The organism is Streptomyces vastus (assembly GCF_039532825.1).
Lineage (GTDB): Bacteria > Actinomycetota > Actinomycetes > Streptomycetales > Streptomycetaceae > Streptomyces > Streptomyces vastus.
The window spans coordinates 22142-40850 of record NZ_BAAASJ010000099.1 but is presented as its reverse complement, the minus strand read 5'-3'; the positions used below and the strand labels follow the sequence as shown (position 1 = coordinate 40850).

The following is an 18709-nucleotide window of genomic DNA, read 5'->3' as shown; positions in this document are numbered from 1 at the left end:
ACGAAGCTCACCGGTCGAAGTCCAACTCCACCTTCTCGGTGGCCGGATGGGACTGGCACGCCAGTACATACCCCGCTTCCGTCTCCTCCGGCTCCAGCGCGAAGTTGCGGTCCATCCGCACTTGACCGGAGACCAGGAACGCCCGGCAGGTCCCGCACACGCCGCCCCGGCAGGCGTACGGCGCGTCGGGGCGGTTGCGCAGCACGGTCTCCAGGAGCGGCTCGCCGTCCTGCACGGGCCAGGTGCCCGCGCGCCCGTCGAGCCGCGCGGTGACCGTGCTGTGCGCGGGAGCAGGCACGGTGGCAGCCGGTGCGGCCCCGTCGTCGACGTGGAAGATCTCCTCGTGGATACGGCTCCGCGACACCCCGAGATCGCGCAACGCCCGCTCCGCCCCCTGCACAAGCCCGAACGGCCCGCACAGAAACCAGCCCGCCACCGCGTCGACCGGCAGCAGTGACGGCAGCAGCCCCGTGAGCCGCTCCCGGTCGAGCCGCCCGGAGGGCAGGCCGGCCTGCTGCTCCTCCCGGGAGAGCACCGTCACCAGCTGGAACCGCTCCGGAAAGCGGTCCTTCAGATCGGCGACCTCTTCGAGGAACATCGTCGAGGCGGACGTACGGTCGCTGCGTATGAGGCAGAACCGCGCCTCGGGCTCCCGAGCCAGCAGCGTCGTGACGATCGACAGCACGGGTGTGATGCCACTGCCGCCGACCACCGCCGCATACAGCCCGGGTGCCGGTTCGAGCGTGAAGCGTCCGGCCGGTGTCATCACCTCCACCTCGTCGCCCACGCCGATCTCCTTGAGCGCGTGCGTCGAGAAGGCCCCTCCCTCGACCAGCCGCACGCCGACCCGCAGCGTCCGGGGACCGGGGCCGTCCGCCGGGGAGGGCGCCGGCGAGCAGATCGAGTACGTACGCCGTATCTCCGTGCCGTCGACCGTGTGCCGAAGCGCCAGGTGCTGGCCCGGTGCGTACCGGTACTCCTCGCGCAGCTCCGGAGGCACCGCGAAGGTCAGGGCGACGGAGTCGTCGGTGAGCCGGTCGACCGCGGCCACCGGGAGCGTGTGGAACCGGGCCATCACAACTCCTTGAAGTGGTCGAACGGTTCACGGCAGGACAGACAGCGCCGCAACGCCTTGCATGCCGTGGACGAGAAGCGGCTGAGCAGCTCGGTGTCGGCGGAGCCGCAGTGCGGACAGCGAACGGGGTCCGCCTCCAGGCCCGCATCCGGTCGGGCGTCGGCCATCCTGCCCGGAGCGTGCGCGACCGTCCGCGTCGGGCCGAGCGATATCGGAACCGGTCCTTTCGCCCGCTGCGTACGTGGCGGTGCTATCCCGAACTCCCTCAGCTTGCGGCGTCCTTCGTCCGAGATGTCGTCCGTCGTCCAGGCAGGGGAGAGCACGGTCTGGACGGTCACCTCCGGCACCCCGTGCTCGTGCAGCACCTTCTCGATGTCCTCCGACATGGCCTCGACGGCCGGGCAGCCGGTGTAGGTGGGCGTCAGCTCGACCTCGACCGCACCGCCCCCACGGACATGGACCGCGCGGAGAACGCCCAGCTCCTCCAGGGTGAGGACCGGCAGCTCGGGATCGGGCACGGAACCGGCGAGCCTGCGCAGTTCCTCCTCGAGGAGCGTCGCGTCCTCTTCGAAGGGTGTCGTCCTGATCACCATGACGCCCCCGGGTGGCTGCGGTGCAGATGCTGCATCTCGGCGAGCATCCGTCCGAAGGGTTCCGTATGCAGCCCCTGTCGTCCGGCGCCCGCGGTCCACGCCCCGGCCCGCGGTCCTTCCGGCACGTCGAGGGTCGCCCGGAGCAGGACGGCGGAGACGGACTCCAGCCAACGGGTCTCCAGGTCCTTCCAGTTGACGTCCACACCCTCGACCGGCTGGAACATCTCACCGGTGTACCGCCACAGCGCCTCGCACGCCCGACGCATCCGCTGACGGCTCTCGGCCGTGCCGTCGCCCAGTCGCAGCGTCCACTGCTCGGCGTGGTCCTGGTGGTAGGCGACCTCCTTGACGGCCTTGGCCGCAAGCGGGGCGAACTCCCCGTCTGAGGCAGCCAGTTCCGCGTACAGCAGTCTCTGGTAGGTGGAGAAATACAACTGGCGGGTGATCGTGTGGGCGAAGTCGCCGTTCGGCTGCTCGACCAGCTGGAGGTTGCGGAAGGCGCGCTCCTCGCGGAGGTATGCCAGCTTGTCCTCGTCGCCTGCCATCGACAGGAGTACCCGCGCCTGGCCCAGCAGGTCGAGGGCGATATTGGCGAGGGCCACTTCCTCTTCGAGGACGGGCGCCTTGCCCGCCCACTCCCCCAGTCGGTGCGAGAGCACCAGGGCGTCGTCGCCGAGGGCGAGGGCGGCCGCGGAACCGGCGGTGACCGTCACAGGTGCTTCACCCCTTCCGGGATGTCATAGAACGTCGGGTGGCGGTACGGCTTGTCGGCGGCCGGTTCGAAGAAGGGATCCTTCTCGTCCGGTGAGGACGCCGTGATCGTGGCGGACGGGACGACCCAGATGGAGACGCCTTCGCCGCGCCGGGTGTACAGATCGCGGGCGTTGCGCAGCGCCAGCTCGGCGTCCGGGGCGTGCAGGCTGCCGGCGTGAGTGTGCGAGAGTCCGCGGCGCGAGCGTACGAAGACCTCCCACAGGGGCCAGTCGTTGGTGGTCATGCTCGCGCCTCCCCGTTGCCCGCGGCGTGTTTGCCGGCGTAGGCCGCGGCCGCTTCCCGTACCCATGCGCCCTCTTCGTGTGCTTGCCTGCGCTGGGCTATTCGCTGTTCGTTGCACGGGCCGTTGCCCTTGAGGACCTCCCAGAACTCCGTCCAGTCGATCGCTCCGAAGTCGTGGTGCCCCCGCTCCTCGTTCCACTTCAACTCCGGGTCGGGGAGCCTGAGTCCGAGGGATTCGGCCTGGGGGACGCAGATGTCAACGAAGCGCTGGCGCAGTTCGTCGTTCGAGTGCCGCTTGATCTTCCAGGCCATCGACTGCGCGGAGTGCGCGGACTCGTCGTCGGGCGGGCCGAACATCATCAGCGAGGGCCACCACCAGCGGTTCACCGCGTCCTGCGCCATCTCGTGCTGCTCCGGAGTGCCGCGGCTGAGGGTCAGCAGCAGTTCGTATCCCTGGCGCTGGTGGAAGGACTCCTCCTTGCAGATGCGGACCATCGCGCGCGCGTACGGACCGTAGGAGCAGCGGCACAGGGGCACCTGGTTGGTGATCGCGGCGCCGTCCACCAGCCAGCCGATGGCGCCCACGTCCGCCCAGGTCAGCGTCGGGTAGTTGAAGATCGATGAGTACTTCTGGCGGCCGGTGTGCAGCTTGTCGAGCAGCTCGTCACGGCTGGTGCCGAGCGTTTCCGCCGCGCTGTAGAGGTAGAGCCCGTGTCCGGCCTCGTCCTGGACCTTGGCCATCAGGATCGCCTTGCGGCGCAGGGAGGGTGCGCGCGTGATCCAGTTGGCCTCCGGCTGCATGCCGATGATCTCGGAGTGCGCGTGCTGCGCGATCTGCCGAACCAGCGTCGAGCGGTAGGCGTCGGGCATCCAGTCGCGCGGCTCGATGCGCTCGTCGGCGGCCACGGCGGCGTCGAAGACAGCCTCGTACGCCGCTGTCCGCGCGGCCTCGTCCGCCGTCCCGTCCGCCTGTGCCCGGGCGGTGCGGTGCGCGGCTGCTGTCGCCATGTGGTCCCCCTCGACCTCGATCCAGTGCTACCGACCGATCGTTCGGTTCGTCCGATTCAATGGTGGGTCGAGGGCCGTAAGGTGTCAACCGCTGTGGATAACCCGCTGTGGACAACGTCACGGTCGTGGCCGCTGCGGTCGCTGGGGCTGTGCCGGGCGGGCGGCCTTAAGTACCGTGCCGGTGCGAACGTCGCGGCGCGGCACCCCGCGGGCGGTACGGCACCCGGCCGGCCGGCGACAGAAATCAGGCGGACATCGGGAAACGGGGCGGAATGGACGCGTACGACGAGGGCTCGAACCGCCGGCACGAGCCGCCGGACGAGCCCGAGCCCGCCGCTGCCGACTCCCACCCGCCGAACGGCCGCGCCGCGTCCGCCGCGCCCCCGCCGAACGAGGGCGCAGCCCCGCCGCACCAACCGGCGCCCCCGCAGTACGACCCCGCGCCCCCTCCCCCCACCGACATAGCCGCCCTTTCCCTCCGCTACCAGATCGCCGTCGCCCTGGCCCTCGCCGTCGTCGTGGTCGCCGCCTGTGCGCACCTCGGCACGATGTTTCTGCACGTCGCGCCCTCGAACACGGTCACCAAGCAGCACGGGCAGGCGATCGACGAGTGGGTCTACCCCGAGTTCGAGCAGAACTGGAAGCTCTTCGCCCCCAACCCGCTGCAGCAGAACATCGCGGTCCAGGTCCGCGCCGAGGTGCGGGCCGCGGACGGCGGCATCCGGACGACCCGCTGGTACGACCTCTCCGCGCTGGACGGCGCGGCCATCGACGGCAATCTGCTGCCCAGCCACACCCAGCAGAACGCCCTGCGCCGCGCCTGGGACTTCTACGTGAGCACGCACGACAACGAGAACCGGCCCGACGGCCTGCGCGGCGCCCTCGCCGAGCGCTACCTGCGCCGTCTCGTGGTACTGCGCCTGGACCGTGAGCAGGTGGGCGGCAGGGGCGCGGTCGTCCAGCAGGCCCAGGTCCGCTCCCGTACGACCAATGTGCCGCCTCCCAAGTGGAGCAAGGAGCAGGTCTCGGACAAGCCCGTCTTCCGTGAACTGCCCTGGTGGCCGGTGACCGAGGCCGACCGGGCGGCGGGCACGCGCGACGCGAGAACAGAGGCGGGGGCCCAGTGAGCAGCGACGACCGCACCGGCACCCTCGAGCACAAACCCCGCCCCGACTGGAAGCTCGCGCGCGGCGTCTCCCGGATCACCGGATCGGCGCTCGGCCCCTACCAGACCGCCGTGATACGCATCGGCTTCGCCGCCACCTGGCTGCTTTTCCTGCTGCGTGAGTTCCCGCACCGCCAGGAGATGTACGGGCCCGACGGCCCCTGGAGCTGGGACCTCGCCCAGCAGCTCATCGCGGACAACCACGCCTTCACGGCCCTGATGTGGTCCGACAGCCAGACGTGGTTCGAGATCGTCTACGCACTGGCCATGCTGTCGAGCGCCCTGCTGCTGCTGGGCTGGCGCACCCGCGCCATATCCGTGCTCTTCATGATCGGCGTGCTCTCGCTGCAGAACCGCAGCGTCTTCATGGGCGACGGCGGCGACAACGTCATCCACCTGATGGCGGTCTACCTGGTGTTCACGCGCTGCGGCCAGGTGTGGTCCCTGGACGAGCGGCGGGAACGTCGCGCGCGTGAGGCACGCGCGCGGGGAGAGGGTTCCGGCCCGGACAGGGTGGGTCCCGCCCTGTGGGGTGTGCTCGGATTCCTGCTGGCCGCGGCCACGCTCGCGGGGAAGATCGACGGCGGTTTCCTGGGCGGCTGGCTGACGGTCTTGTGGGGGCTGTGGTGGGCGCAGGGCCTCTGGTGGGTGGTCTCACGCCGCGCGCGGACCGCCGAGCCGCGGATCTTCCTGGACGTCCTCGCCAATCTCGTCCACAACGCCGCCCTGTTCATGATCATGGCAGAGGCGTGCCTGATCTACGCAACGGCCGGCTGGTACAAGATCCAGGGCTCGCGCTGGCAGGACGGCACCGCCGTCTACTACCCGCTCCACCTCGACTACTTCTCGCCCTGGCCCGCCCTCTCCGACCTGCTGACCGCGAACGGCACGCTCGTGATGCTGGTGACGTACGGGACGGTCGTCGTGCAGGTCGCCTTCCCCTTCACACTGTTCAACCGGCGGGTGAAGAACGTCCTGCTGGCAGCCATGATCACCGAGCACGCAGTGATCGCCGTGGCCCTCGGTCTGCCGTTCTTCTCGCTCGCCATGATCGCGGCGGACGCGGTCTTCCTGCCGACGTCCTTCCTGCGCCGCCTCGGCGGATGGGCGGCACGCGCGCGTGTGCGGATGGTTTCGCGCGGCCGCCCTACGCTCCCGGGGCCGCGTAAGGGCGATCAGCGCACCCCGGAGGAGGCGGAGCACTCGCACGTAGGCTTCTCCGCATGACGGCCCCCCACGACCCCGTACGCGCCTGGCACCGGCTCGCCGACACCTCCGTACTGCTCGATGGCTTCCACGCCCTCAAGCACGCCGTACGCTTCCACGCCGAGGTCCAGGTGGCCGTCACCGCCGACCGGCGGGTGGCCCTCGCGCTGGCCGAGGAACTGGCCCCGGACGTACGGGACACGCTCGACGGACTCCTGGCAGAGGTCCCGGAGGACATCTTCCAAGCCCTCGTCCCCCGGCCGCACCCCACCGCGGTGGCCGCTCTGGCGGTACGTCCCTCCCGTGCGGCCAACCTGGACACGCTGGCCCGCGCGCCGCGCCCTGCCCCCGTCGTGGTGCTCGACAATCCGCGCAACCTGGGCAACGCCGGAGCCGTGATCCGCCTCGCCGCCGGCTTCGGGGCGACCGGTGTGATCACCACGGGCACCCTCGACCCCTGGCATCCCACGGTCGTACGCGGCGGGGCGGGGCTGCACTTCGCGACGGCCGTGGAGACGCTCGCCGTGCAGGAACTGCCCCCCGGCCCGGTGTTCGCCCTCGACCCGGAGGGCGAGGACATCCGTGGCCTCAAGCTCCCGGACGACGCCCTGCTCGCCTTCGGCTCCGAACGCAGCGGACTGTCGCCCGAACTGCGTGCCCGCGCCGATCACTTGGTGTCCCTGCCGATGCGCCCCCAGGTCTCCAGCTACAACCTCGCCACCAGCGTGGCCATGACCCTGTTCCACTGGAGCGCCGTCGGGGGCGGAGTCGGCAGCGCGTCCGTGCCGGGCGGCCCTGACGTCCGCCCGGCCTGACCCGCCGGAGAACGAAGGCTCACGCCTCCCGGCGCACCTCCACCAGCCGGAAGCGGTTCGCCACGAATGCCCCGTCGCACAGCGCCGCGTTCGCCGCCGGGTTGCCGCCCGAGCCGTGGAAGTCCGAGAAGGCCGCCGTCTGGTTGACGTACACCCCGCCGGTCAGGTTCAGCGAGAGCTGGGCGCACTCCTCCAGGCAGGCCTCCTGGACGGCCTGCTCGACCTCCTGCGAGGTGGTGTACGCGCCGACCGTCATGGCGCCCTTGTCCCTGATCGTCCGCCGCAGCAGCTCCACGGCCTCGTCGGCCGAGTCGACCGCGACCGCGAACGAGACCGGCCCGAAGCATTCGCTCATGTAGGCCGCCTCGGCATCGGGCTTGGCGCCGTCCAGCTTCACGATCACGGGCGTACGGACGACCGCGTCCGGGAACTCCGGGTTGCGGATCTCCCGTGAGGCCAGGGCGACTTCGCCAAGACCCGACGCGGCCTCCAGGCGGGCCTTCACGTCCGGGTTCACGATCGCGCCGAGCAGGGCGTTCGCGCGGGCGTCGTCCCCGAGGAGGTCGCCGACCGACTTCGCGAGATCGGCGACCACCTCGTCGTACGACTTGGGGCCGTCCTCCGTACGGATGCCGTCGCGGGGGATCAGCAGGTTCTGCGGGGTCGTGCACATCTGGCCGCTGTAGAGGGACAAAGAGAAGGCGAGGTTCGACAGCATCCCCTTGTAGTTGTCGGTCGACTCCACGATCACCGTGTTGACGCCGGCCTTCTCCGTGTAGACCTGCGCCTGCCGGGCGTTGGCCTCCAGCCAGTCGCCGAACGCCGTCGAGCCCGTGTAGTCGATGATCCGGATCTCGGGGCGGGTGGCCAGAGTCTTGGCGATGCCCTCGCCGGGGCGCTCGGCGGCCAGCGCCACCAGGTTCGGGTCGAAGCCCGCCTCGGCGAGCACCTGACGTGCCACCTGGACGGTGAGGGCGAGCGGCAGCACCGCGCGCGGGTGAGGCTTGACCAGGACCGGGTTGCCCGTGGCCAGGGAGGCGAACAGGCCCGGATAGCCGTTCCACGTCGGGAAGGTGTTGCAGCCGATCAGCAGGGCGATGCCGCGCGGCACCGGCGTGAACTGCTTGTTCAGTGCGAGGGGCTCACGCTTGCCCTGAGGCTTGGTCCACTCCGCGGTGTCAGGGGTGCGGACCTGCTCCACATACGCGTACGCCACCGCCTCCAGGCCGCGGTCCTGGGCATGGGGGCCGCCCGCCTGGAACGCCATCATGAAGGCCTGGCCACTGGTGTGCATGACCGCGTGCGCGAACTCATGCGTGCGGTCGCTGATCCGCTTGAGGATCTCCAGACACACCACCGCACGCGTCTCCGCGCCCGCGTCGCGCCATGCGCGCTGCCCGGCCTTCATGGCGGGCAGCAGGACGTCGATGTCCGCGTGCGGATATGTGACACCCAACTCGATGCCGTACGGGGAGACTTCGCCGCCCACCCAGTCGTCGGTGCCGGGCTGGCCCAGGTCGAGGCGGCTGCCCAGGAGGGCGTCGAAGGCGGCCTTGCCTTCCGCCATGCCCAGGCTGCCGTCCTCGCCGTACGCCTTGGGATGCTCGGGGTGCGGGGACCAGTACGCGCGTGTGCGGATCGTTTCCAGCGCCTGATCGAGGGTGGGCCGGTGCTGGGCGATCAGCTGGTGCGCGGTGAGTTCGGCGGCGGCCATCAGGGACCAACTCCTCGTCTCTAGAGCTCTTCGTTGAGCTCGCGACCTGGGCGGAAATGGGCGGTCAGAGTTAGAGTAACCGAACGATCGGTCGGGACAAGAGGGTCCGCTGAACCTGTGGAAAACCCCGTGCGGGAGGATCGCGAGCATGACAGCACTCGACCTCGCCGACTCGGTGGCCGTCGTCGGCACGGGCACCATGGGCCAGGGCATCGCTCAGGTCGCACTCGTCGCTGGCCACCCCGTTCGGCTGTACGACGCCGTCCCCGGCCGCGCCCGGGCCGCGGTCGAGGCCATCGGCGCCCGCCTCGACCGGCTGGTCGAGAAGGACCGGCTGACCGGCGCCGACCGGGACGCAGCGCGCAATCGCCTCACGTCCGCCGAGAGCCTGGCCGAACTGGCCGACTCACATCTCGTCGTCGAGGCCGTCCTGGAGCGGCTCGACGTCAAGCAGCAGCTGCTGCGCGAGCTCGAGGAGATCGTCACGCACGACTGCCTGCTCGCCACCAACACCTCCTCCCTGTCGGTGACCTCCATCGGCGGCGCCCTGCGAAACCCCGGCCGCTTCGTCGGCCTGCACTTCTTCAACCCCGCGCCGCTGCTGCCGCTCGTGGAGGTCGTCTCCGGTTTCGCGACGGACGTCACGTCGGCCACGCGCGCGTACGAGACGGCACGTGCCTGGGGGAAGACGCCGGTCGCCTGCGCCGACACCCCCGGCTTCATCGTCAACCGCATCGCGCGGCCCTTCTACGCCGAGGCCTTCGCGGTCTACGAGGCCCAGGCCGCCGACCCCGCCACGATCGACGCCGTCCTGCGCGAATCCGGCGGTTTCAAGATGGGCGCCTTCGAGCTGACCGACCTCATCGGGCAGGACGTCAACGAGGCGGTCACCCGCTCCGTGTGGGAGGCGTTCTTCCAGGACGTGCGGTTCACGCCCTCGCTCGCCCAGCGGCGGCTCGTCGAGTCGCGCCGGCACGGCCGCAAGACGGGACGCGGCTGGTACGCGTACGGGAACGACGCCGAGCGGCCCGAGCCGCACACCGCGGAGAAGGCCCAGCCGCCCGCGTACGTCGTCGCCGAGGGGGGCCTGGGCCCCGCGGCCGAACTGCTCCCGCTGATCCGCGAGGCGGGCATCCAGGTCCGTGAGGACGAGGAGGACAACGGCACCCGCCTGGTGCTGCCCAGCGGCGGACAGCTGGCCCTCGCGGACGGACAGACCTCCGTCGAGTTCCGTGACGTCGTCTACTTCGACCTGGCGCTCGACTACCGGAAGGCGACCCGGATCGCCCTGTCCGCCTCGCAGGACACCCAGCAGGCGACCCTCACCGAGGCCACGGGGCTCTTCCAGGCGCTCGGCAAGGACGTCAGCGTCATCGGGGACGTACCCGGGTCGATCGTCGCCCGCACCGTGGCCCGCATCATCGACCTGGCGCACGACGCGGTCACCAAGGGGGTGGCCACCGAGGAGGACATCGACACGGCGATGCGCCTGGGCGTCAACTACCCGCTGGGGCCCTTCGAATGGAGCCGCAGACTCGGCAAGAGCTGGGCGTACGACGTCCTGGACGAAATGCATCTGCGCGACCCCTCCGGACGGTACGCGCCTTCCCTCGCGCTCTACCGCCACGCGTACGCCTCGGACAAGCGGGAGGGCACCACCTCATGACCACGGCCAAGCGCGACACGTACACCCCGGAGACGCTGCTCTCCGTCGCCGTGCGGGTCTTCAACGAGCGCGGTTACGACGGCACGTCCATGGAGCACCTTTCCAAGGCGGCCGGCATCTCCAAGTCGTCGATATACCACCACGTCGCGGGCAAGGAGGAGCTGCTGCGCCGGGCCGTGAGCCGGGCGCTGGACGGCCTCTTCGGGATCCTCGACGAGGAACACGCGCGCGTGGGGCGTGCCGTGCGGCGACTGGAGTACGTCACCCGGCGCATGGTCGAGGTGCTCACCGCCGAACTGCCGTACGTGACGCTCCTGCTGCGGGTGCGCGGCAACACCGGCACCGAGCGCTGGGCCCTGGAGCGGCGCCGGGAGTTCGACCACCGGGTGGCCGAGCTCATGAAGGAAGCGGCGGCCGACGGCGACGTCCGCGCGGACGTGGAGTTCGGGCTCGCCACCAGGCTGGTCTTCGGGATGATCAACTCACTCGTCGAGTGGTACCGGCCCGACGGCCGGGGCGTGGGCGAGCGCGAAGTCGCCGACGCGGTCGTGCGGTTGGTCTTCGAGGGGCTGCGCAAGGAGGAGTGAGGGCCGGGCCGCAAGCCCCGGAGAAGCCGGGCCGCAAGCCCCGAAGAAGCCGGGCCGCACGCCGCGAAAAGGCAGCGGGGTCAGCCCTCCGGCTCCACGTCCTCCTCCTCGAAGACGAGCAGGGTCCGGGTGCTGAGCACCTCCGGGATGGACTGGAGGCGGGTCAGCACCAGGTCGCGCAGATTCCTGTTGTCCGGCGTGTGCACCAGGAGCAGGACGTCGAAGTCCCCGCTGACCAGGGCGATGTGGGCCACCTCGGGGAGCGCGCGAAGCTGTTCGCGCACCGTTCGCCAGGAGTTCTGCACGATCTTCAGGGTGATGTAGGCGGCGGCGCCCTTCCCGGCCCGCTCATGGTTGATGCGGGCGCCGAAGCCGAGGATCACGCCGTCCTCGATGAGCCGGTTGATGCGCGCGTACGCGTTGGCCCGGGACACATGGACGCGCTCGGCGACGGACCGTATGGACGCACGACCGTCCGAGCGCAGCATCTGGAGGATGTCCTGATCGATGGCGTCCAGCGGACGCGGAGGAGTGTCGCCACGGCCGCCCTCCGGTCCCTCGGCCATTTGTTCAGGTGCCATGTCCCCCCGCCTCCATACCATGGACGTACTGCATCCATCCCAGGCTGTGGAGAACCGATTGTCCACAGCCTGGAGCTGCCTGTAGCCAAAATGTGCCGACGACCGAACAATCGGTAGGTGAGGCGCATCACAACTGGTGTGCCGCCGAACCACTCCCACGAGGAGGTGCCGTCATGACGGTCATGGAGCAGCGGGGCGCCTATCGGCCCACCCCGCCGCCTGCCTGGCAGCCCCGCACCGACCCCGCCCCCCTGTTGCCGGACGAGGCTCCGTACCGCGTCCTCGGCACGGACGCGGCGGCCGAGGCCGACCCGGGGCTGCTGCGTCGTCTGTACGGGGAGCTGGTGCGCGGCCGTCGCTACAACACGCAGGCCACCGCCCTCACCAAGCAGGGCCGGCTCGCGGTCTACCCCTCCTCCACCGGCCAGGAGGCCTGCCAGGTCGCCGCCGCGCTCGTCCTCGAAGAACGCGACTGGCTCTTCCCCAGCTACCGCGACACGCTCGCCGCCGTCGCCCGCGGCCTCGATCCCGTCCAGGCCCTGGGCCTCCTGCGCGGCGACTGGCACAGCGGATACGACCCCCGCGAGCGCCGTATCGCGCCCCTGTGCACCCCCCTCGCGACCCAACTCCCGCATGCCGTGGGTCTCGCCCATGCCGCGCGTCTTCAGGGCGACGACGTGGTCGCGCTCGCCCTGGTCGGTGACGGCGGCACCAGTGAGGGCGACTTCCACGAGGCACTGAACTTCGCCGCCGTCTGGCAGGCCCCGGTCGTCTTCCTCGTCCAGAACAACGGCTTCGCGATCTCCGTACCGCTCGCGAAGCAGACCGCCGCGCCCTCCCTCGCCCACAAGGCGGTCGGCTACGGCATGCCGGGCCGCCTGGTCGACGGCAACGACGCGGCCGCGGTGCACCAGGTCCTCGGCGAAGCCGTGGCCCACGCGCGCGCGGGAGGCGGACCGACACTCGTGGAGGCGGTGACCTACCGCATCGACGCCCACACGAACGCCGACGACGACAAGCGCTACCGCGGCGACGCAGAGATCGAGGCCTGGCGCGCACACGACCCGATCACTCTCCTGGAGCACGCGCTGACCGAGCGCGGACTCCTCGACGACGCCGGCATCCGGGCCGCGCGCGAGGACGCCGAGGCGATGGCCGCGGACCTGCGCGAGCGTATGAACCAGGACCCGGTGCTCGACCCGATGGACCTCTTCGGGCACGTCTATGACCGGCCCACCACCCAGCTCCTTGAGCAGGAGGCACAGTTGCGGGCCGAACTGGCCGCCGAGGAGCGGCACCACGAGTCGGAGGGAGCGCCGCGATGACCACGGTCGCCGTGAAACCGGCCACCATGGCGCAGGCCCTCGGCCGTGCCCTGCGCGACGCGATGGCCGCCGACCCGGCCGTCCACGTCATGGGTGAGGACGTCGGCACCCTCGGCGGTGTCTTCCGGGTCACCGACGGGCTCGCCAAGGAATTCGGCGAGGAACGCTGTACGGACACGCCGCTGGCCGAGGCGGGCATCCTGGGGACGGCCGTCGGCATGGCCATGTACGGGCTCAGGCCAGTCGTGGAGATGCAGTTCGACGCCTTCGCCTACCCCGCCTTCGAGCAGCTGATCTCCCATGTGTCGCGGATGCGCAACCGCACCCGCGGAGCGATGCCATTGCCGATCACGATCCGTGTCCCCTACGGAGGAGGCATCGGCGGCGTCGAGCACCACAGCGACTCCTCCGAGGCGTACTACATGGCGACTCCGGGGCTCCATGTCGTCACGCCCGCGACGGTCGCCGACGCATACGGGCTGCTGCGGGCCGCCATCGCCTCCGACGACCCGGTCGTCTTCCTCGAACCCAAGCGCCTGTACTGGTCGAAGGACTCCTGGAACCCCGACGAGCCACCGGCCGTTGAACCGATAGGCCGCGCGGTCGTGCGGCGCTCGGGCCGGAGCGCCACGCTGATCACGTACGGGCCGTCCCTGCCCGTCTGCCTGGAGGCGGCCGAGGCGGCGCGGGCCGAGGGCTGGAACCTCGAAGTCGTCGATCTGCGCTCCCTGGTGCCGTTCGACGACGAGACGGTGACCGCGTCTGTACGGCGCACGGGCCGGGCCGTCGTGGTGCACGAGTCCGGGAGCTTCGGCGGTCCGGGCGGGGAGATCGCCGCGCGGGTCACCGAGCGGTGCTTCCACTACCTGGAGGCGCCAGTACTGCGGGTCGCCGGGTTCGACATCCCGTACCCGCCGCCGATGCTGGAGCGGCACCATCTGCCCGGCGTCGACCGCATCCTGGACACGGTCGCGCGGCTGCAGTGGGAGGCGGAGAACTGATGCCCCAGGTCCTCGAATTCAGGCTGCCCGACCTCGGCGAAGGGCTCACCGAGGCGGAGATCGTCCGCTGGCTCGTCCAGGTCGGCGACGTCGTTGCCGTCGACCAGCCGGTCGTCGAGGTCGAGACGGCCAAGGCGATGGTCGAGGTGCCCTGCCCGTACGGCGGCGTGGTCACGTCCCGCTTCGGCGAGGAGGGCACGGAACTGCCCGTCGGAGCACCGCTGTTGACGGTGGCGGTCGGAGCGTCCGCCTCCGGTGACACGGACGAGGGGTCCGGCAACGTACTCGTGGGATACGGCACGGGAACACCGCCCGCGCGGCGCGGAAGGGTACGGCCGACCGGCCCGGCGGCTGCTGGGCGGCAGCCGCGTGGACGGCCCATGGAGGAGCCCGGCAGCTCGGACGCGACGTCCGCCGGTCGCGGTGCGGACACCTCGGATACCGACCGGGGTACGGACAGCGGTGCCATGGGAACGGCGGCGCACGAGGCCGCCGCCCGCCGCCTCGCGCAGGACGTGGCCACCACCGAGGGCCGGCCGGGCGGCGGGGACGGACGCCGCGCCGACGGTCCGGTGCCGGTGATCTCCCCGCTCGTGCGGCGGCTGGCCCGGGAATACGGCCTGGACCTGCGGGAGCTGGCGGGGTCCGGACCCGACGGACTGATTCTGCGGGCAGACGTGGAGCACGCGGCGCACGCGGCACGCGCCGCCGGTGCTCGCGGCCGGGCGATGGAGACCGGCGCTGTGTCGTACGCGCCGACAGGGCCGGAGCCCTCGGCCGCCCCCCACGCGCGCGTTCCTGCCGCGCCCGCCGGTGAGGTTCCCGCGCACGTGGCAAGCGTTCCGGCAGCTGCAGGCACCCGCATCCCCCTGCGAGGCATACGCGGTGTCGTCGCCGACAAGCTCGCCCGCAGCCGCCGGGAGATCCCCGACGCAACCTGCTGGGTGGACGCCGACGCGACGGAACTCCTGCACGCGCGCGTGGCGATGAACGCAACCGGCGGCCCGAAGATCTCCCTCCTCGCGCTGCTCGCCCGCATCTGCACCGCCGCCCTCGCCCGCCATCCCGAACTCAACTCCACGGTCGACATGGACGCCAGAGAGGTCGTACAGCTCGACGAGGTGCACCTCGGGTTCGCGGCGCAGACCGAGCGGGGGCTCGTCGTGCCGGTGGTGAAGGACGCGCACACGCGGGACGCCCAGTCGCTGAGCGCGGAGTTCGCGCGGCTCACCGAAGCGGCGCGGACCGGGACGCTCACGCCAGGTGAACTCACCGGCGGGACCTTCACGTTGAACAACTACGGCGTGTTCGGCGTCGACGGCTCCACGCCGATCATCAACCACCCCGAGGCGGCCATGCTCGGCGTCGGCCGGATCGTTCCCAAGCCCTGGGTGTTCGAAGGCGAGCTGGCGGTGCGGCAGGTCGTCCAGCTCTCGCTCACCTTCGACCACCGGGTGTGCGACGGCGGCACGGCGGGCGGATTCCTGCGGTATGTGGCGGACTGCGTGGAGCAGCCGGCGGTACTCCTGCGTTCCCTGTGATCGCCGTGGCCCGCATACTCGTGGGGTGACCGCGTACCAGCCCCCCGGCGACCCCGGCGACTCCGGTGTCGATGAACACGACGCCGTCGTGCTCGCCGGAGGTGCCGCCCGGCGGCTCGGCGGCACCGACAAGCCCGGTGTGCGCGTGGGCGGTCGCCCGCTGCTCGACCGGGTCCTGGCCGCCTGTTCCTCCGCCTCCACCACCGTGGTCGTGGCCGACCGCAGGGCCACCGCCCGCCCGGTGCTGTGGGCGCGCGAGGAACCGCCCGGCGCGGGGCCGCTGGCCGCGCTCGACGCGGGGCTCCGGCAGACCTCGGCGGCGAATGTCGTGGTGCTCTCCGCCGATCTGCCGTTCCTCGACGAGGAGACGGTACGACGGCTGCTGGCCGCCGTTCGGTCGACCGACACCGAAGGCGTGCTCCTCACCGACCCCGATGGCCGCGACCAGCCGCTCGTGGCCGCGTACCGGAGTGCGGCGCTGCGCCGTGAGCTGGCGGCGCTCGGCGCCGAGCACGGTGGTCTGGCCGGGCTGCCGCTACGGCTGCTCACCGGTGTGCTCGACCTGACCCGTATCACCGACCCCGTCGCGTCCTTCGACTGCGACACCTGGGACGACATCGCTGCTGCCCGGGCACGTATCAGGGAGCATGGGAACGTGTTGGATGAATGGATTTCCGCAGTCAAGGAAGAGCTCGGCATCGACCTCGAGGTCGACACCGGCAACCTGCTCGATCTCGCCCGCGACGCCGCACACAATGTGGCCCGGCCCGCGGCTCCGCTGACGACGTTCCTCGTCGGATACGCGGCCGCCCAGGCCAAGGGAGGTCCCGAGGCAGTGGCCGAGGCCGCGCGCAAGGCGACAGCGCTCGCGCTGCGCTGGGCCGAGGAGGACGCCGAAGGGGCCCCGTCCGAGCCCGGTTCGGCCCCTGCCGCTGAAGCCCGCCCGGACGCCGGATGACCGCCCACGGGCAGTACGAGGACGTCGACCTCGACGTGGAGGAGGCCCTCGCCTTGGTCAAGGACAGCGATGCCCGCCGGCCCGGCGAAGCCACCCCTTGGCCACAAGCACGGGCCACCGCCGCGCGAGCCCCCCGCACCCCGGCCGCCCCCGTCTCCGTCCCGCTCGACGCCGCGCTGGGACTCGTCCTCGCCGCCTCCCTCACCGCCCTCACGGACCTCCCCTCGTTCGACACCTCCGCGATGGACGGCTGGGCGGTCGCCGGACCCGGCCCGTGGCAGGTCCGGCCGGAAGGGGTGCTCGCCGGGCACGCCGAGCCGGCGCCGCTCACCGACGGCGAGGCGGTCCGGATCGCCACCGGCGCACGTATCCCGCAGGACGCCACCGCCGTCCTGCGCAGCGAGCACGGCCGCACCGACGACAAGGACCGGCTGCACGCGACCCGGGACGTCGTGCACGGCCAGGACATCCGGCCGCGCGGCCAGGAGTGCCGCTCCGGTGACGCCCTCCTGCCTCCCGGGACGCTCATCACCCCGCCCGTGCTCGGGCTTGCGGCCGCCGCCGGATACGACACCGTCTCCGCCGTCCCGCGACCACGCGCCGAAGTCCTCGTCCTGGGCGACGAATTGCTCACCGAAGGCCTGCCCCACGAGGGTCTGATCCGCGACGCGCTCGGCCCGATGCTGCCGCCCTGGCTGCGCGCACTAGGCGCGGACGTCATCGCGGTGCGCAGGCTCGGCGACGACGCCGAGGCCCTGCACAAGGCACTGCAGCACTCCGAAGCCGACCTCATCGTCACCACCGGCGGCACCGCCGCGGGCCCGGTCGACCATGTCCACCCCACCTTGCGCCGCATCGGCGCCCAACTCCTGGTGAACGGCGTCAAGGTGCGCCCCGGGCACCCCATGCTGCTGGCCCGCACCAAGAGGAACCAGCACCTCGTCGGTCTGCCCGGCAACCCCCTCGCCGCCGTCTCCGGCCTGCTCACGCTCGCCGAACCTCTGCTGCGTACGCTCGCGGGACGTCCGGTCCCGGAGTCGTACACGCTGCCCCTCCAGGAGGCGGCGCACGGGCATCCGTACGACACCCGGCTGATCCCCGTCATGCTGCGCGAGGACCGGGCCGTGCCGCTGCACTACAACGGCCCGGCCATGCTGCGCGGCATCGCCGTGGCCGACGCGCTCGCGGTCGTCCCGCCCAGCGGTGGCCGCCCCGGCCAGGAGTTGGAGATCCTCGAGCTGCCGTGGGCGACAGCCACAGCTGGGGCGGGCCTCGCATGATCCGGCTCGGGGTGACTCTCATATGAACCGGATCGGGGAGTGTTTCACGTGAAACTTCCGGGCCATGACGCGATCGCCCGCCAGGCCGACGAACGTCTCGTGACCCAGCGGGTGAGGCTTCCCCGCCGGACCGTGGAACACCCGTTCCGCCAGGTCGCCAAGCGCGTCGTCGTGGCGCTGCTGATCCTGATCTCGACCGGCTTCCTCGTCTACCTCGACCGCGACGGCTACAACGACAACTCGGACGACGCGGTCGACCTGCTCGACGCTTTCTACTACGCGACGGTCACCCTCTCGACCACAGGGTATGGCGATATCACCCCGGTCAGCGACGCAGCCCGGCTCACCAACATCTTTGTGATCACGCCGCTGCGCGTGCTCTTCCTGATCATCCTGGTCGGCACCACTCTCGAGGTCCTCACCGAGCGGACCCGGGAGGAATGGCGACTGAATCGCTGGAGGACCGCTTTGAGGGAGCACACCGTTGTCATCGGCTTCGGGACGAAGGGGCGGTCGGCAATTCAGACCGTGTGTGCGACAGGGTTGAAAAAGGAGCAGGTCGTGGTGGTCGACCCCAGTACGAAGGTGGTCGACGCGGCGACGGCGGACGGGTACGCAGGTGTGGTCGGCGACGCCACGCGCAGCGACGTTTTGATCAGGGCCGAGGTGCAGAAGGCGCGGCAGATCATCATCGCGACCCAGCGCGACGACACAGCCGTACTCGTGGCGCTGACGGCCCGCCAGCTCAATCGCGGGGCGAAGATCGTGGCTGCGGTCCGCGAGGAGGAGAACGCGCCACTGCTGCGCCAGTCCGGTGCCGATGTCGTGATCACCAGTGCGAGCGCGGCCGGACGGCTGCTCGGGCTCTCGGTGCTCAGCCCCAGCGCGGGCATGGTCCTGGAGGACCTCATCCAGCAGGGCAGCGGGCTCGACATCGTTGAACGGCCCGTTGTGAAGGCCGAGGTGGGGCGTGGGCCACGGGACGTGGACGACCTGGTGGTGAGTGTCGTACGAGGGCATCGCGTGCTCGGATACGACGATCCGGCCCTCGGGAAACTCCAGTTGACGGACCGTCTGATCACCATCGTACGGAAGACGCCGCATACGCAGGTCATGCCCGACACCAAGCGCCTGCCCGGGGTCGAGCCATCGGCAGGAGGGGCCGTCGGTCGGCCGAAACCCCGGGAGTAGCCTCGCC

General features: G+C 71.1%; 18 protein-coding genes. 11 read left to right on the top strand and 7 right to left on the bottom strand.

Annotated features, from left to right (window positions below):
• Window positions 1-7: 7 nt before the first annotated feature.
• Genes ABD357_RS31720 through paaA form a run of 5 tightly spaced genes read right to left on the bottom strand, consistent with a single transcriptional unit; the run spans window position 8 to window position 3672 of the window.
• Window positions 8-1075 (bottom strand): 2Fe-2S iron-sulfur cluster-binding protein, encoded by a 1068-nt coding sequence (locus ABD357_RS31720; protein ID WP_344394474.1) that lies wholly within the window; start codon window positions 1073-1075, stop codon window positions 8-10.
• Complete coding sequence (paaD, locus tag ABD357_RS31715) at window positions 1075-1668, bottom strand: 1,2-phenylacetyl-CoA epoxidase subunit PaaD (RefSeq protein ID WP_344394473.1); 594 nt, start codon at window positions 1666-1668, stop codon at window positions 1075-1077. The genes ABD357_RS31720 and paaD overlap by 1 nt, the downstream gene beginning before the upstream one ends.
• Window positions 1662-2381 carry a 1,2-phenylacetyl-CoA epoxidase subunit PaaC gene (gene paaC, locus ABD357_RS31710; protein WP_344394472.1) on the bottom strand — a complete coding sequence of 240 codons (720 nt, stop codon included), beginning with the start codon at window positions 2379-2381 and terminating at the stop codon, window positions 1662-1664. Before paaC ends, paaD begins: the two co-directional genes overlap by 7 nt.
• Window positions 2378-2665 (bottom strand): 1,2-phenylacetyl-CoA epoxidase subunit PaaB, encoded by a 288-nt coding sequence (gene paaB, locus ABD357_RS31705; RefSeq protein ID WP_344394471.1) that lies wholly within the window; start codon window positions 2663-2665, stop codon window positions 2378-2380. The genes paaC and paaB overlap by 4 nt, the downstream gene beginning before the upstream one ends.
• On the bottom strand, window positions 2662-3672 hold the full coding sequence (gene paaA / locus ABD357_RS31700) for a 1,2-phenylacetyl-CoA epoxidase subunit PaaA (protein WP_344394470.1): 1011 nt from the start codon (window positions 3670-3672) through the stop codon (window positions 2662-2664). The genes paaB and paaA overlap by 4 nt, the downstream gene beginning before the upstream one ends.
• Window positions 3673-3944: 272 nt before the next feature.
• On the opposite strand from paaA, the gene ABD357_RS31695 reads away from it, so the two are divergent.
• Genes ABD357_RS31695 through ABD357_RS31685 form a run of 3 tightly spaced genes read left to right on the top strand, consistent with a single transcriptional unit; the run spans window position 3945 to window position 6858 of the window.
• Window positions 3945-4799 carry a DUF5819 family protein gene (locus ABD357_RS31695; protein WP_344394469.1) on the top strand — a complete coding sequence of 285 codons (855 nt, stop codon included), beginning with the start codon at window positions 3945-3947 and terminating at the stop codon, window positions 4797-4799.
• Complete coding sequence (locus tag ABD357_RS31690; RefSeq protein ID WP_344394468.1) at window positions 4796-6064, top strand: HTTM domain-containing protein; 1269 nt, start codon at window positions 4796-4798, stop codon at window positions 6062-6064. The genes ABD357_RS31695 and ABD357_RS31690 overlap by 4 nt, the downstream gene beginning before the upstream one ends.
• On the top strand, window positions 6061-6858 hold the full coding sequence (locus ABD357_RS31685) for a TrmH family RNA methyltransferase (RefSeq protein ID WP_344394467.1): 798 nt from the start codon (window positions 6061-6063) through the stop codon (window positions 6856-6858). Before ABD357_RS31690 ends, ABD357_RS31685 begins: the two co-directional genes overlap by 4 nt.
• Before the next feature lie 19 nt (window positions 6859-6877).
• Here ABD357_RS31685 and paaN read toward each other — a convergent pair whose 3' ends face one another.
• On the bottom strand, window positions 6878-8572 hold the full coding sequence (paaN, locus tag ABD357_RS31680) for a phenylacetic acid degradation protein PaaN (protein ID WP_344394466.1): 1695 nt from the start codon (window positions 8570-8572) through the stop codon (window positions 6878-6880).
• Window positions 8573-8720: 148 nt separating this feature from the next.
• Between paaN and ABD357_RS31675 the strand changes: the two genes are divergently transcribed.
• Complete coding sequence (locus ABD357_RS31675; protein WP_344394465.1) at window positions 8721-10238, top strand: 3-hydroxyacyl-CoA dehydrogenase; 1518 nt, start codon at window positions 8721-8723, stop codon at window positions 10236-10238.
• Window positions 10235-10825 (top strand): TetR/AcrR family transcriptional regulator, encoded by a 591-nt coding sequence (locus ABD357_RS31670; protein WP_344394464.1) that lies wholly within the window; start codon window positions 10235-10237, stop codon window positions 10823-10825. The genes ABD357_RS31675 and ABD357_RS31670 overlap by 4 nt, the downstream gene beginning before the upstream one ends.
• Window positions 10826-10905: 80 nt before the next feature.
• Here ABD357_RS31670 and ABD357_RS31665 read toward each other — a convergent pair whose 3' ends face one another.
• Entirely contained in the window at window positions 10906-11391 is a 486-nt protein-coding gene (locus ABD357_RS31665; RefSeq protein ID WP_344394688.1) for an Lrp/AsnC family transcriptional regulator, read from the bottom strand.
• 188 nt (window positions 11392-11579) lie between these two features.
• On the opposite strand from ABD357_RS31665, the gene pdhA reads away from it, so the two are divergent.
• The 6 genes from pdhA to ABD357_RS31635 are packed head-to-tail and all read left to right on the top strand — an operon-like array spanning window position 11580 to window position 18702.
• A complete protein-coding gene (pdhA, locus tag ABD357_RS31660) occupies window positions 11580-12731 on the top strand; it encodes a pyruvate dehydrogenase (acetyl-transferring) E1 component subunit alpha (protein WP_344394463.1) in 1152 nt (383 codons plus the stop codon).
• A complete protein-coding gene (locus ABD357_RS31655) occupies window positions 12728-13732 on the top strand; it encodes an alpha-ketoacid dehydrogenase subunit beta (RefSeq protein WP_344394462.1) in 1005 nt (334 codons plus the stop codon). The genes pdhA and ABD357_RS31655 overlap by 4 nt, the downstream gene beginning before the upstream one ends.
• Entirely contained in the window at window positions 13732-15273 is a 1542-nt protein-coding gene (locus ABD357_RS31650) for a dihydrolipoamide acetyltransferase family protein (protein ID WP_344394461.1), read from the top strand. The genes ABD357_RS31655 and ABD357_RS31650 overlap by 1 nt, the downstream gene beginning before the upstream one ends.
• Window positions 15274-15298: 25 nt before the next feature.
• Window positions 15299-16231: an NTP transferase domain-containing protein gene (locus tag ABD357_RS31645; RefSeq protein ID WP_344394460.1), complete on the top strand. Its 933-nt coding sequence runs from the start codon at window positions 15299-15301 to the stop codon at window positions 16229-16231.
• The gene (locus ABD357_RS31640) at window positions 16228-17511 is read left to right on the top strand and encodes a molybdopterin molybdotransferase MoeA (RefSeq protein ID WP_344394459.1); all 1284 of its coding nucleotides are present in this window, start codon (window positions 16228-16230) and stop codon (window positions 17509-17511) included. Before ABD357_RS31645 ends, ABD357_RS31640 begins: the two co-directional genes overlap by 4 nt.
• 39 nt (window positions 17512-17550) lie before the next feature.
• Window positions 17551-18702, top strand: coding sequence for a potassium channel family protein (locus tag ABD357_RS31635; protein ID WP_344394458.1), 1152 nt, complete (start codon window positions 17551-17553; stop codon window positions 18700-18702).
• Window positions 18703-18709 lie beyond the last annotated feature (7 nt).

What these genes read in the sequence shown, in the direction of transcription:
- paaA (WP_344394470.1), bottom strand. Translation starts at nt 3,672, where the DNA reads ATGGCGACAGCAGCCGCGCACCGCACCGCCCGGGCACAGGCGGACGGG.
- ABD357_RS31685 (WP_344394467.1), top strand. Translation starts at nt 6,061, where the DNA reads ATGACGGCCCCCCACGACCCCGTACGCGCCTGGCACCGGCTCGCCGAC.
- ABD357_RS31665 (WP_344394688.1), bottom strand. Translation starts at nt 11,391, where the DNA reads ATGGCCGAGGGACCGGAGGGCGGCCGTGGCGACACTCCTCCGCGTCCG.
- ABD357_RS31695 (WP_344394469.1), top strand. Translation starts at nt 3,945, where the DNA reads ATGGACGCGTACGACGAGGGCTCGAACCGCCGGCACGAGCCGCCGGAC.
- paaB (WP_344394471.1), bottom strand. Translation starts at nt 2,665, where the DNA reads ATGACCACCAACGACTGGCCCCTGTGGGAGGTCTTCGTACGCTCGCGC.
- ABD357_RS31640 (WP_344394459.1), top strand. Translation starts at nt 16,228, where the DNA reads ATGACCGCCCACGGGCAGTACGAGGACGTCGACCTCGACGTGGAGGAG.
- paaN (WP_344394466.1), bottom strand. Translation starts at nt 8,572, where the DNA reads ATGGCCGCCGCCGAACTCACCGCGCACCAGCTGATCGCCCAGCACCGG.
- paaD (WP_344394473.1), bottom strand. Translation starts at nt 1,668, where the DNA reads ATGGTGATCAGGACGACACCCTTCGAAGAGGACGCGACGCTCCTCGAG.
- ABD357_RS31655 (WP_344394462.1), top strand. Translation starts at nt 12,728, where the DNA reads ATGACCACGGTCGCCGTGAAACCGGCCACCATGGCGCAGGCCCTCGGC.
- pdhA (WP_344394463.1), top strand. Translation starts at nt 11,580, where the DNA reads ATGACGGTCATGGAGCAGCGGGGCGCCTATCGGCCCACCCCGCCGCCT.
- ABD357_RS31670 (WP_344394464.1), top strand. Translation starts at nt 10,235, where the DNA reads ATGACCACGGCCAAGCGCGACACGTACACCCCGGAGACGCTGCTCTCC.
- ABD357_RS31675 (WP_344394465.1), top strand. Translation starts at nt 8,721, where the DNA reads ATGACAGCACTCGACCTCGCCGACTCGGTGGCCGTCGTCGGCACGGGC.
- ABD357_RS31650 (WP_344394461.1), top strand. Translation starts at nt 13,732, where the DNA reads ATGCCCCAGGTCCTCGAATTCAGGCTGCCCGACCTCGGCGAAGGGCTC.
- ABD357_RS31720 (WP_344394474.1), bottom strand. Translation starts at nt 1,075, where the DNA reads ATGGCCCGGTTCCACACGCTCCCGGTGGCCGCGGTCGACCGGCTCACC.